Origin of the sequence: Geobacillus subterraneus (genome assembly GCF_001618685.1) — a bacterium.
GTDB lineage: Bacteria > Bacillota > Bacilli > Bacillales > Anoxybacillaceae > Geobacillus > Geobacillus subterraneus.
The window spans coordinates 1,554,531-1,566,608 of sequence record NZ_CP014342.1 but is presented as its reverse complement, the minus strand read 5'-3'; the positions used below and the strand labels follow the sequence as shown (position 1 = coordinate 1,566,608).

At 52.9% G+C, this 12,078-nt stretch carries 12 protein-coding genes and 1 pseudogene; 4 read left to right on the top strand and 9 right to left on the bottom strand.

From position 1 onward, the window contains the following. Positions 1-67: 67 nt before the first annotated feature. On the top strand, positions 68-1,303 hold the full coding sequence (gene pepT / locus GS3922_RS07695; protein WP_063165867.1) for a peptidase T: 1,236 nt from the start codon (positions 68-70) through the stop codon (positions 1,301-1,303). A gap of 154 nt (positions 1,304-1,457) precedes the next feature. Here pepT and GS3922_RS07690 read toward each other — a convergent pair whose 3' ends face one another. Continuing rightward, a complete protein-coding gene (locus GS3922_RS07690; RefSeq protein ID WP_063165866.1) occupies positions 1,458-3,077 on the bottom strand; it encodes a bifunctional metallophosphatase/5'-nucleotidase in 1,620 nt (539 codons plus the stop codon). Positions 3,078-3,262: 185 nt separating this feature from the next. Between GS3922_RS07690 and GS3922_RS17175 the strand changes: the two are divergent. Continuing rightward, positions 3,263-4,140 (top strand): annotated as a pseudogene (locus GS3922_RS17175) (aldehyde dehydrogenase family protein). A gap of 153 nt (positions 4,141-4,293) precedes the next feature. Here the strand turns inward: GS3922_RS17175 and GS3922_RS07675 are convergent. Next, positions 4,294-4,719: an OsmC family protein gene (locus GS3922_RS07675; protein ID WP_063165863.1), complete on the bottom strand. Its 426-nt coding sequence runs from the start codon at positions 4,717-4,719 to the stop codon at positions 4,294-4,296. Positions 4,720-4,905: 186 nt separating this feature from the next. Here GS3922_RS07675 and plsY point away from each other — a divergent pair, with 186 nt between their 5' ends. Both plsY and GS3922_RS07665 read left to right on the top strand, forming a co-directional pair. Further along, positions 4,906-5,499, top strand: a complete 594-nt coding sequence (gene plsY / locus GS3922_RS07670; RefSeq protein WP_063165862.1) for a glycerol-3-phosphate 1-O-acyltransferase PlsY — start codon at positions 4,906-4,908, stop codon at positions 5,497-5,499. A 48-nt stretch (positions 5,500-5,547) separates the two neighbouring features. Then, positions 5,548-6,909, top strand: coding sequence for an RsmF rRNA methyltransferase first C-terminal domain-containing protein (locus GS3922_RS07665; RefSeq protein WP_063165861.1), 1,362 nt, complete (start codon positions 5,548-5,550; stop codon positions 6,907-6,909). 138 nt (positions 6,910-7,047) lie between these two features. Here GS3922_RS07665 and GS3922_RS07660 read toward each other — a convergent pair whose 3' ends face one another. The 7 genes from GS3922_RS07660 to GS3922_RS07630 form a co-directional block, all read right to left on the bottom strand. After that, entirely contained in the window at positions 7,048-7,620 is a 573-nt protein-coding gene (locus GS3922_RS07660; protein ID WP_063165860.1) for a YpmS family protein, read from the bottom strand. A gap of 37 nt (positions 7,621-7,657) precedes the next feature. After that, positions 7,658-8,431, bottom strand: coding sequence for an SGNH/GDSL hydrolase family protein (locus GS3922_RS07655; RefSeq protein WP_063165859.1), 774 nt, complete (start codon positions 8,429-8,431; stop codon positions 7,658-7,660). 73 nt (positions 8,432-8,504) lie between these two features. After that, positions 8,505-9,077, bottom strand: coding sequence for an SCO family protein (locus GS3922_RS07650; protein WP_063165858.1), 573 nt, complete (start codon positions 9,075-9,077; stop codon positions 8,505-8,507). 174 nt (positions 9,078-9,251) lie between these two features. Then, a complete protein-coding gene (locus GS3922_RS07645) occupies positions 9,252-9,503 on the bottom strand; it encodes a YpmP family protein (RefSeq protein WP_063165857.1) in 252 nt (83 codons plus the stop codon). A 108-nt stretch (positions 9,504-9,611) separates the two neighbouring features. Continuing rightward, on the bottom strand, positions 9,612-10,883 hold the full coding sequence (gene ilvA / locus GS3922_RS07640; RefSeq protein ID WP_063165856.1) for a threonine ammonia-lyase IlvA: 1,272 nt from the start codon (positions 10,881-10,883) through the stop codon (positions 9,612-9,614). A 117-nt stretch (positions 10,884-11,000) separates the two neighbouring features. After that, a complete protein-coding gene (locus GS3922_RS07635; RefSeq protein WP_063165855.1) occupies positions 11,001-11,444 on the bottom strand; it encodes a YndM family protein in 444 nt (147 codons plus the stop codon). 128 nt (positions 11,445-11,572) lie between these two features. Then, complete coding sequence (locus GS3922_RS07630) at positions 11,573-12,067, bottom strand: dihydrofolate reductase (protein WP_063165854.1); 495 nt, start codon at positions 12,065-12,067, stop codon at positions 11,573-11,575. Between the last annotated feature and the right edge of the window lie 11 nt (positions 12,068-12,078).

The window sequence follows — 12,078 nt, the reverse complement described above, 5'->3', positions numbered from 1 at the left end:
GTTTCCTCTCGAACGGAGGAATGGTTGATCTGTTGTTCAAATTTGTACATAAAAAGGGGGATTGACCTTGAAACAAGAACTCATTGAACGCTTCACCCGATACGTCAAAGTCAACACTCAATCCGATCCAGAAAGCGATACGTGCCCGTCGACTCAAGGACAATGGGAGTTGGCGAACATGTTAGTCGAGGAACTGAAAGCGATCGGGATGGAAGAAGTGACGGTCGACGAAAACGGCTACGTGATGGCGACGTTGCCGGCCAATACGGACAAAAACGTGCCAGTGATCGGTTTTTTGGCTCATATGGACACTGCGCCGGAATTTACCGGGGCCAACGTCAACCCGCAATTGATTGACTCGTACGACGGCGGCGACATCGTGTTAAACAAAGAACAAGGCATCATTTTGTCGCCAAACGATTTCCCGGAGCTTGCCCACTACAAAGGGCATACGCTCATTACGACGGACGGGACGACGCTATTGGGCGCCGACGATAAAGCAGGGATCGCAGAAATTATGACGGCGATGCACTACCTCATTCAACACCCGGACATCAAACACGGCAAAGTGCGCGTCGCCTTTACACCGGATGAAGAAATCGGCCGCGGGCCGCACAAGTTTGACGTCGCCAAATTCGGCGCCCAATTTGCCTACACGGTCGATGGCGGGCCGCTCGGCGAATTGGAATACGAAAGTTTCAACGCGGCGGAAGCAAAAATCACGATCAAAGGCAAAAACGTCCATCCGGGTACGGCGAAAGGAAAAATGATCAACTCGATCAAAATCGCCATGGAGTTCCAGCAACAGCTGCCAGCGAACGAAGCGCCTGAACATACAGAAGGATATGAAGGGTTTTACCACTTGCTTTCCTTCCAAGGCAACGTGGAGGAAACGAAGCTTCATTACATTATCCGCGATTTTGACCGCGAGTCATTTGAAGCGCGCAAGACGAACATGAAAGACATCGCTTCCTCGCTTGCGCAAAAATACGGCAGCAACCGAATTTCTATTGAACTCAATGACCAATATTACAACATGCGCGAAAAAATCGAACCGGTGCGCCATATCGTCGACATCGCCCATGAAGCGATGACGAACTTGGGCATCGAGCCGAAGGTGAAACCGATCCGCGGCGGCACAGACGGGTCACAGCTGTCCTATATGGGACTGCCGACGCCGAACATTTTCGCTGGCGGCGAAAACTTCCACGGCCGCTACGAGTACATTTCCGCCGACAATATGGTGAAAGCGGCCGAAGTGATCGTCGAGATCATCAAGCTATTCGAGCAAAAAGCATCTTAAGCTGTAGAAACGCTCGCTAGAACGATCTGTTTTCGGTCGTCCGAGCACAAGCGGCAGCAACCCCGCCATTTGTAGCGAAGAAAAGGTGTCCCCGGGCCTTTGGGGGACACCTTCTTCATTCGCTTGGCGACCGTTCGCCTTTAGTCAACACGTGTTACGGAAGGCGGTTAATCCGCCCCTCAATCCGCGCCGAGAACGGCTGCTCAAGGCCGCGAATGTACGAGACGAGAGCATCCAAATCGACCGGCCCTACTTCGCGGTTTGTCCCTTGCGTCAGCACCGTGAACCCATCGCCGCCATCAGCCAGGAAGCTGTTGACCGTCACCGTGTACTCGCCGTCCGGGTTCAGCGGTGTGCCGTCAGGAAGCTGAATATCGACGACTTTTTTCCCCGCCGGCTTGCGGTCGTCCCATGTATAGCGGAGGCCGGAAATTTGCAGCATGCGCGTTTGTGCCGGCTGCCATTGCTGGTTCAAAAGCTGGCGGATTTGCGCGCCGGTGAGCGTCATTTTCACGAGCTGGTTGTTGAACGGCTGAACGCTGTACAACTCTCCCCACGTTACCTCGCCTTGTTCGATATCCGCGCGGATGCCGCCCGGATTCATAAAGGCAAAATCGGTGTTCATCGTCGCCCGCTGGGCATCGGCGATCAAATTGCCCAAGGCCGACTCGCCGCTTTCGTTTTGTTCATCGTTGATCGTTTCGGCTGCTGTGCCGACGACTTGATTGACAAGCGGCGCCACTTTCGCTTCATATTTTTCGACGAGGGCACGGATTTCCGGGTCCGGAGTGATGCCGTCATGATAGGTCGTCACGATCTCCGCTTTTTTGGCGACGACGTCTTTCGTACGCGGGTCGATTTTCAAATCGACATCAGAAAACGCCGTGCCGTACGAATACGATTGAACGAGCAGTTTGCCGTCCACCACTGCATTTAAATAGGCATGGTTATGACCGGCGAAGATGACATCGACTTCATCGTCGATGTTGTTGGCGATATCGACAATTTCCCCGCTTGCGTTTGTCCCATCCGGATTGGATACGCCTGGGTTATGGGCGAGAACGACGATCGTTTGCACCCCTTTTTTCTTCAGTTCCCGGACCGCTTTGTTAATCGCTGTTGCTTCATCGATGAACTTGACTCCCGCGACGCCGCTCGGTGTCACGATCGATGGCGTATCTGTCAATGTCACCCCGATGAACCCGATTGGCATGCCATTGACCCGCTGAATGACGTACGGCGGAAGAATCGGTTGTTTCGTTTCTTTGTCAACGACGTTGGCGCTCACGTACGGAAAATCCGCCCCGGCGAAATCACCGGTCACCGGATGATCCCCGCCATGGATCAGGCGCAGCATTTCCGCTACCCCTTCGTCAAACTCGTGGTTGCCAAGCGTACCGACATCAAAGCCGAGTTTGTTCAGCACTTCGATCGTCGGTTCATCCTGCAGCAGCGCCGATACCGGCGGACTGGCGCCGACCGCATCACCGGCGTGGACGAGCAGCGTGTTTTTGTTTTCTGCCTCCCGCTGCTTCAAATAAGCGGCCAAATAATCCGCCCGCCCGACTTCCCGCCCGCCGACTTTTCTCGTCACGTTGAGCTGGCCGTGAAAGTCGTTTATGCCGAGGAGCTGCACCTCAATATAACGGTGCGCCGAGGCAGGCTCTACGGCGCCCTTTTCCGCTCCTGCCGCCCCAACCGGCGTTGCGGCCAATACAGCAGCTGCCGCCAATGCCGACAACATCCGTTTTCCCCATCGTTCCGAACGCTTCATCGTTTCCTCTCCTTCCCTATGGAAATTCCCTTCACCTCCCGATTATATCTTTTGAATAAGTAGAATAATAGGGACAAAAGGATTTGTTTTTGTAAAGTCTTTGTAAATTGGAAAAATAGAAAATTTTCACAGGCCGGGTATAGCGCTAAGAAAACGTCGAACAATATACGGTGGAGGTGAATGCAATGACATCGTTTGAACAATGGAACCGAAGTTTTATCAACGGCGAATGGACGGAAGGGAAAAGCGGCCGCACATATGACAATATCAATCCGTTTGACGGCTCGCTCATCGCCTCTATTCGCCTAGCGACGAAGGAGCAATTGGCCGACGCTTTTTTGACGGCCGAACAGGCGCAAAAGGAATGGGCGAAAACGCCGGCAGCAACGAAAAAAGCAGTGCTTCGCAAAGCGGCGGATTACTTGCGCGCCCACCGCAGCGAAATCGTCGACCTCATTGCCCGCGAAACAGGTGGAAGCATGATTAAAGCCAATGTGGAACTTGATTTGTCGATTGGACTTGTCGAAGAGGCCGTCCAGATGGTTGATGAATTGACCAAAGTGAAAGAGTTGCCGTCGGAAATCGAAGGAAAAATCAACCGCGTGTACCGCTTGCCGCTCGGCGTAATCACATCGATTTCACCGTTTAATTTTCCGCAGTAGCGCTCGAGGGAAGGCGGGTCGGCAACGTGTTGACACCGACTGTCTTTATTGATGTCGACAACCGAAGCAAACTGGCACAAACGGAGCTGTTCGCACCGATCGCGACCATCATGAAAGCCCGCTCCGACGAAGAAGCGATTGCGATGGCCAACGATACAGAATACGGACTAAGTTCGGCTATTTTCACCGAGGATGTGACCGAAGGCGAGCAGCTTGCCCTTCGCATTGAAAGCGGAATGACACACATTAACGACCAAACGGTCAACGACAGCCCGACCGTGCCATTCGGCGGCACAAAGGCGAGCGGCGTCGGCCGCTTTGGCAATCCGTGGGTGGTCGATGAATTTACGATCACGAAATGGGTGTCCATCCAAACGGTCTATCGCCGCTATCCGTTCTAAGCTAATAAAGAAAAGGTGCTTCGCCTAACTTAGCGAAACACCTTTTTTCAAACTCACAGGGATAAGCCGTTCAATCCCTTTCACCATATAAGCCGGCGCGACGGGTCAGACCGTCTTCGCGCTAACGCGCAAAACGGCCAAACCGCCTCCTGTTTAGATCGTCTCCTTCCCGCGAACGCCGTTAATCGAATAGCTCGCCGTAATGGCGGCGTTTAATGAATGGGAGACGGAACAATACTTTTCTTTTGACAGCCGAATGGCGCGGATGACTTTTTCTTCCGGCAAATCGCCTTCAAGGGCGTAATGGATATGAATGTTCGTAAACCGCTTCGGGTGGTCTTCAGCCCGCGTCCCTTCCACTTCCATCGAGAACGCACGGACATCAAGGCGCATTTTTCGCAAGATCAACATGATGTCGATGCCGGTGCAGCCCGCCAACCCGTGAAGCAACAACTCCATCGGCCGAGCGCCTGAATCGTTGCCGCCGACGTCCTTCGCGGCATCCATCGGGATCGTCACACCGGAAGCGCTTTGGCCGCTAAACGACATGTTTCCATTCCACGTGACGGTCGTTTTCATCGTCGTCGCCCCTCTCTTTTTGCTTTAGCTGCGGAACGAACAACCAACGTCCGGCCGTTCGTTTCCATCCGCTTTTTAGTTTACCGGTTGCCGCTTCGAAATGCAAAATTCCTGTCTACCGTTTTTTCGCATGCATGATAAAATAGAAACATGCACAAACTTGTTCAGTAAAGGGTGTTTAATGAAATGACTGCACTGATTTTGCTTATCGCTTATCTTCTCGGTTCGATCCCATTTGCCCTCCTCGTCGGGAAAGTCGGCTACGGGATCGACATTCGCGAACACGGGAGCGGCAATCTTGGGGGAACGAACACGTTCCGCGTGCTCGGGGCGAAAGCGGGAACGATCGTCATTTTGGGCGATATGTTGAAAGGAACGTTGGCGGCGAGCTTGCCGATGTTTTTTTCTGTCCCTGTTCACCCGCTCGCGGCCGGAGCGGTCGCTGTGGTCGGCCATATGTATCCGGTATTTGCCAAATTTCGCGGCGGCAAGGCGGTGGCGACCTCAGCCGGAGTAGTGCTATTTTATTCCCCGCTGTTTTTTTTAACGCTGATCGCTATTTTTCTTGTTGTCCTTGCCCTTTCGAGATACGTTTCGCTCTCATCGATGGCCACGGCGCTGTACGCAGCCGTTTACACTATTTTGTTTACGGATGATATTCCATTGACGGCAGCCGTCTGGCTGCTTGCCTCATTTATCGTTTACCGCCATCGCGCCAATATAAAACGGATTTGGAACAAAACGGAACCGAAAATCAAATGGCCGGGTGGCCGCTCCTAGTGCCGCCTAGCCGCGCGGGGCATATGCAGAAAGGAGCCAGCAGTGTCGATGTTGCCGGAACGATTTGTGGAAAAAATGAACCTGTTGCTGCAAGACGAGGCAGACGAGTTTTTGGCCGTCTATAAAGAAGAAAAAGCCAACGGCTTGCGTGCCAATCCGTTGAAAATCAACCCGGATTCATGGGCGAAAACGGCGCCATTTTCCCTCACCCCGGTGCCGTTTTGCCCAACCGGGTTTTATTACGGCCCGGACGAGCAGCCGGGAAAACATCCGTACCATGCGGCCGGACTGTACTACATTCAGGAACCGAGCGCGATGGCGGTCGCCGAAGCGCTCCGTCCCGCGCCTGGGGAGACGGTGCTTGACTTATGCGCCGCTCCCGGCGGGAAAACGACCCAGCTTGGCGCCATGATGGAAAACAAAGGGCTCCTTGTCGCCAACGAAATTCACCCGAAACGGGTCAAAGCACTCGCGGAAAATGTCGAACGGCTCGGCTTGACCAATACGGTGGTTGTCAACGAGACGCCGGAAGCGCTCGCTGAGCGGTTCCCTGGCTTTTTTGACAAAATTTTAGTCGACGCCCCGTGCTCGGGCGAAGGGATGTTTCGCAAAGAAGAAGAAGCGGCTTCGTTTTGGAGTCAGGCGTACGTAGAAGAGTGCGCCGCCCGGCAGCGGCGCATTTTGCAAAGCGCCTATGCGATGCTAAAAGAAGGAGGCATTCTCGTCTACTCAACGTGCACGTTCTCTCCGGAAGAAAACGAGCAGACCATCGAGTGGCTGCTTGAGACGTATGACGATTTGCGGATGATGCCGATTGCGAAAACCGGCGGCATGGAGCCCGGGCGGCCCGAGTGGACGAAAACAAACCGGGCTGAGCTCGAACATGCGGTCCGCCTTTGGCCGCACCGCATCAAAGGCGAAGGGCATTTTATCGCCAAACTGCAAAAACAGCGGCCGACCCCGCTATGGAACGGGCGATGGGGAAAGGCGAACGCACCAAAAGCGGCGGTCCGTCTGTACCGCCAATTCGAACAGACGGCGCTGCGAATAGAACGGCACGGAACGATCGTCTCTTTTGGTTCTCATTTAGCCATGCTGCCGGAGCGATGCCCTGATTGGTCAGGCCTGAAAGTCATCCGCGCTGGCCTCCATCTTGGCGAGGTGAAAAAAGAGCGGTTTGAGCCGAACCACGCTCTCGCCTTGGCGCTGAAGACAGACGAAGTGAACCATGTGCTTGATCTATCAAGCACGAGCCGCGAAATCACTCAATATTGGCGCGGGGAGACGCTTCCGACCGGCGGCGACCGCGGCTGGCTGCTTGTTGCCGTCGACGGTCATCCGTTCGCTTGGGGGAAAGAAGTGAAAGGAACGGTGAAAAACTTTTACCCGAAAGGGCTGCGCCGTTTATGAACCGCCCGCTTCGCCTGAGGCGGAAGACTTCTCTCAAAACGATGCGAAAACGAACGGCATAGACTAACCTGTCTTGAAGGGGAAAAGGGGCTGTCTCAAAAGGTGACTGCAACCTTTTGAAACAGCCTCTCATTTACGTCATCGCTGCCGGGTCGGAATCGTTAACGTAAACACGATCTCGTCAGCAGCTAGGTCAATTTTTTTTGCCGCCACTTGGTAACCGTTGCCAAAGCGAATGTCATCGAGCGCCACATAGACGCGGGCCCGTTCTGGGTCAATGACCACTTCATCCGGTAATGGAGCGTGCTTTTGCAAATAGCGAAGCACGTACGTCACCGGCAGTTTCCAATCGCCAAGCGAGATCGCCGGTTCTATAAGCTCAACATTCCCGCCCTTTACTACTTTGGGCATAAACGAGACGACCAGCTCCACATTGCGGCCGAACATCGGGATTTCGCTCGAGACGAAGACGCGGTCGGCAAGCCAAACATTGTATTGCAGCGGATGGTCTTTCGTTTTTTCCGCCAAATAATCATTAATGACGGCGTTCAAATGCGCTTTTTTCGAGTACACGGTAAATGAGGCCCCTTCTACGTGCGGGCGCACCGGCCGTTTGACCGGCGGAGACGGCTGAAACAGCCAAACAACTGCAAGAATGAGGATAGCGGCGTTGACGACCGCTAATAGCCAAAACGCTCGTTTCCAATTCATTACGACATGCTCCTTATTCTCACCTGTTTTTCTTCCATCAGTTCACCCACCACGCTTTTCGCTCGTTCAACGCGTAGTACACGCGCACAGCAATCTGTTCATACCCCGCGGCGTTCGGATGAAATTCATCGCGGTGGAGCAGCTCATCACGATCGGCGAAGATATCTTGAATATCAACGAAGATCGTCCGGTCGTAACGGGAAAGCACCGCCGCGCTTGTCTTGTTCCAATCGGCAATGACGTCATCGATTTCTGGAATGTTCGGCAGCGTCGTTGAAAACGGATTGTATAAGCCGACAAGCACGATGACCGCATCCGGGTTGGCGATGCGCAGTGAAATCAACAGATGGTCGAGCCGGTCAGCAAACGCCTTGCTCTCTTTGGCAAACCGCTCATATGACAAGTCAAAAAAATGCGAGCGGACGACATTCATTACATCGTTGCCGCCGATCGTCAACAAAATCAAATCCGCCCGCCCAATCTCCCCTTGATGGGCGGCAACGACGGGCTCGAGTTCAGCGAGACGCCGGCCGCGCTTGCCGAAATTCGCCACCGTTACCGTCCGCACTCGATCTTCTGCCGCAAGGAGCGGGACAAGGCGGCCGACATACCCCCCTTTTCCTTCACCGTCCCCAACCCCTTCCGTCAACGAGTCGCCTAAGGCGACGAGATGAATGTCTTTTGGCAGCGGCTTGGCCTCTGACGGTGTGACAGCGGCTTCATGCGGACGCTCCGGCTTCCCGCCGGTTGAAAAAGCGGTGCAGCCGGCAAGAAACAAACCCACCGCGATTAGCCATCCCCATCGTTTCATGTTTGACACCTGCCTTTTGACGCAACAGGGGAAAAGACGAAAAGAAGGCAAAACGGTTGCGGCCGTTTTTGCCTTATCGCGACGATTGCAAAATCTCAATATGCTCTAAAATCGTGTCGTACGGCACATCTTGCACACCGTTGTACGTTTGGACGACCTTGCCGTCCGGGCCGACTAGATAAAAGCTTGTGCCATGGATGACTTGATCGTCGTTGACCGGCTTTTGCACGATCGTTTTAAAGCTTTTTTGCGCCAGCTCGCTAATTTCAGCCGGACTGTATCCGGTCAGCAAATGCCAGTTTGCTAGGTCGTCCGTAAACTGTTTCGCATAGGCGGTCAATTTTTCCGGTGTGTCAACTTCCGGGTCGACGCTGAACGAAACAAATTCGACGTCCAGCCCTTTTTCTTCCGCCTTCTCCTTCAATTTGGCCATATGGGCGGTCATCGGCGGGCAAACCGTTTCACAGTTCGTAAAAATAAAGTCGGCCACCCATACTTTTCCCTTCAAATCGCGAAGTCCGAACGGTTCACCGGATTGATCGACGAACGTAAAATCGGCAACCGGCCAGTTTTTTGCATCCGGGATCGTTTTTCCGCACGCGGCAAGCAAACAAACTGCGATGATCATCATGATCCGTTTCCACATTGATCGCTCATCCTTCTTCTTCATTGTTTTGCATTCAAACTGCCTTTCCTCTCTGTCCGGCTGTTTTTTATTCACTCTTATGCCCGGCGCCATCTCGTTTCCATTATATAATGAAACCGGCCAAAATCCCACCAAAAAAAAGTTGTTTTGCCGCAATGGGCAAAACAACCATCGTTACGCGTTATGTTTCAACACTGTTTCTTTAAAGATTTGTTCATATACCGGCCATTTCAGCACTTTCTTCAAATGTTCGCGGAACGAGTAAACAGAACGGTTGGTCCTTGATCGGTACACTTTGGCAATAAACGCCTCCAAGCGAAGCTGGATCATAAATCGGTACGTGTTCTCTTCCTCCAATACAGGAATTTCGATAATCTTCACTTTCTGCCCATACGCGTTTTGAAACTCGAGGCTTTTGAATAGCAAAATATCAATCCTCTTTTTTCACCGATTTACTTATATTATACACCAATCCGGTGAAAAAGTATGTCGGAATACAGCGAAATCTTTCCGACTTTTTTCGCGCTTTTTTGTTCAAATCAGCAAATGGAATAAGTTCGGATCTTTATTCACTTCTTGGAACGGAAACCCTTTTTTCTTCATCCGTTCAATGAGCGGCGCATAGTCTTCGCGCCGTTTTAGCTCGATGCCGACGAGCGCCGGTCCGCTTTCTTTATTGTTTTTCTTCGTATATTCAAACCGAGTGATGTCATCGGTCGGACCGAGCACCTCATCTAAAAACTCGCGCAGCGCTCCGGCCCGCTGCGGGAAGTTGACGATGAAATAGTGCTGTAACCCTTCATAAATCATCGAGCGCTCTTTAATTTCCTGCATCCGGTCGATGTCGTTGTTGCCGCCGCTCACGACGCAAACAACCGTTTTGCCGCGGATTTGCTCTTTGTAAAACTCAAGGGCGGCAATCGGGAGCGCTCCCGCCGGTTCGGCGACGATGGCGTTTTCGTTGTACAGTTCTAAAATCGTTGTGCATACTTTTCCTTCTGGAACGACAACGATATCGTCGAGCACTTCCCGGCATAGGGCAAACGTTTTTTCCCCGACCGTTTTGACCGCGGCGCCGTCGACGAACTTGTCAATCTCCCCAAGCGTCACGACATGACCTTGTTCAAGCGCCGCTTTCATCGACGGAGCGCCGGCCGGCTCGACGCCGACCACTTTGGTCGCCGGCGAGATGCTTTTCACATATGTCCCCAGCCCGGCCATCAGTCCTCCGCCGCCGATGCTGGCGAACAAAAAGTCGATCGGTTCGTCACAGTCGTTTAACACCTCAACACCGATGGTTCCTTGCCCGGCGATGACGTATTCGTCATCAAACGGGTGGATAAACGTGCGCCCTTCGGCTTCCGCGCATTTCACTGCTTCGTTGTATGAGTCGTCAAACGTGTCGCCGACAAGGACGATCTCGACCATGTCTTTGCCAAACAGCTGCACTTGCGACACTTTTTGCCGAGGCGTTGTCGCCGGCATATAAATTTTTCCGTGCACCCCGAGCGCCCGGCATGAATAGGCAACCCCTTGGGCATGGTTGCCGGCGCTGGCGCATACGATCCCGCTGCTTCGCTCCTCATCGGTTAAATGCTTCATCCGGTTGTACGCTCCGCGCAACTTAAATGAACGCACGACTTGCAAGTCTTCGCGCTTCAAGTAGACGTTGCACCCGTAGCGCTCGGACAAAAGCGGGTTTTTTTGCAGCGGCGTATGGAAAACAACGTCTTTTAGCGTATGATACGCGATCAAAATGTCCTCGACGTACACCGCCCCTTGTTTCCGTTTTAGTTGTTGTTCCATATTCTCGTTCCCTTTCTTTTCTAAGTTGTCTTTGATTTGTAGATTATATCACAAATCCGCAAAAAGAAAAGGGAATTTTCGAAAAGTTTTTTGTTCTTTATAAGAAAACGACCGGCGTTACGTCCGGTCGTCCTCTTTTTTGAACTCCTGTTCCTCGGCGAACTCCGTTGCCCACCTTCCCTCATCATACCAGCGATACGCCTCTTCCCGCCCTGCCTCCTCGAGCACATGGTTTTCCATATACAAATGGAAAAACGCCTCGACCGCGCCGATGGCGAGCGAGCTGAAAAAGGCGGCGTACGCCATATTGACTGTCGGGGCAAACAACGCAAAGCTCACAGGCCATACAAGCAAAAAGGAGAGCGGCACATCAAGGGCGGCGGCGACAAAGTTTCCAACGCGCGGCAACACAAACAAATCGCCGACGACGTAGGAAACGAGCGCCGTTATGATCGTCATGACTGAAATCAAAGAAAGCGGAGCATTAAAAATTGTAAACATCGAAAATAAAACGACGCTCCAAGCGGCAAGCTTGACGATAAACGGAACGATATGCCTCATCGTCTTCCTCCATTTCCAACATTGTTGTATATGGTTATCGTTCCTTTTTCGCCCCGCTTCTATGCAAAAAGGCGCGCCTTGCCGTTTGGCAACACGCGCCCTGTTTTCCCGCTCACCGGCCCCCGCACTCATTCCGCTTTTTTCCGCTCATAAATGAGAAAGGCGTGCTCATACGGATTTTTTTCATCTTTGATTCCCGGCGTATAGGAGACGATTTTCCACTCTTTTTCGGAAATGGGCGGGTAAAACGTATCGCCGGGGAACGAAGCGAAAATGTTCGTCACGTACAGCCGATCGGCGATCGGCATCGTCGCTTCAAACAGCTCGGCTCCACCGATGACAAACACTTCATCACCGCGCGCCGCGATCCATTGCTTGACTTCCTCAAGGGAGTGGAGCACGAGGCAGCCTTCCGGGCGAAACTGATGGTTGCGCGTCACGACGACGTTTTCCCGGCCGGGAAGCGGCCGGCCGATCGCTTCAAACGTTTTGCGCCCCATCACGATGGCATGCCCCATCGTTACCTGTTTGAAATACGCTAAATCGGCCGGCAAATGCCACGGCAGCCGGTTGTCTTTGCCGATCACCCGATTTTCGTCCATCGCCACAATGTGCGAGATCATCGCTTCCGCTC

Excerpts from the sequence above, each read along its gene's own strand:
- GS3922_RS07660 (WP_063165860.1), bottom strand. The coding sequence starts at position 7,620 with ATGAATTGGAAACGAGCGTTTTGGCTATTAGCGGTCGTCAACGCCGCT.
- GS3922_RS07675 (WP_063165863.1), bottom strand. The coding sequence starts at position 4,719 with ATGAAAACGACCGTCACGTGGAATGGAAACATGTCGTTTAGCGGCCAA.
- plsY (WP_063165862.1), top strand. The coding sequence starts at position 4,906 with ATGACTGCACTGATTTTGCTTATCGCTTATCTTCTCGGTTCGATCCCA.
- GS3922_RS07655 (WP_063165859.1), bottom strand. The coding sequence starts at position 8,431 with ATGAAACGATGGGGATGGCTAATCGCGGTGGGTTTGTTTCTTGCCGGC.
- GS3922_RS07630 (WP_063165854.1), bottom strand. The coding sequence starts at position 12,067 with ATGATCTCGCACATTGTGGCGATGGACGAAAATCGGGTGATCGGCAAA.
- ilvA (WP_063165856.1), bottom strand. The coding sequence starts at position 10,883 with ATGGAACAACAACTAAAACGGAAACAAGGGGCGGTGTACGTCGAGGAC.
- GS3922_RS07635 (WP_063165855.1), bottom strand. The coding sequence starts at position 11,444 with ATGAGGCATATCGTTCCGTTTATCGTCAAGCTTGCCGCTTGGAGCGTC.
- GS3922_RS07650 (WP_063165858.1), bottom strand. The coding sequence starts at position 9,077 with ATGTGGAAACGGATCATGATGATCATCGCAGTTTGTTTGCTTGCCGCG.
- GS3922_RS07690 (WP_063165866.1), bottom strand. The coding sequence starts at position 3,077 with ATGAAGCGTTCGGAACGATGGGGAAAACGGATGTTGTCGGCATTGGCG.
- GS3922_RS07665 (WP_063165861.1), top strand. The coding sequence starts at position 5,548 with ATGTTGCCGGAACGATTTGTGGAAAAAATGAACCTGTTGCTGCAAGAC.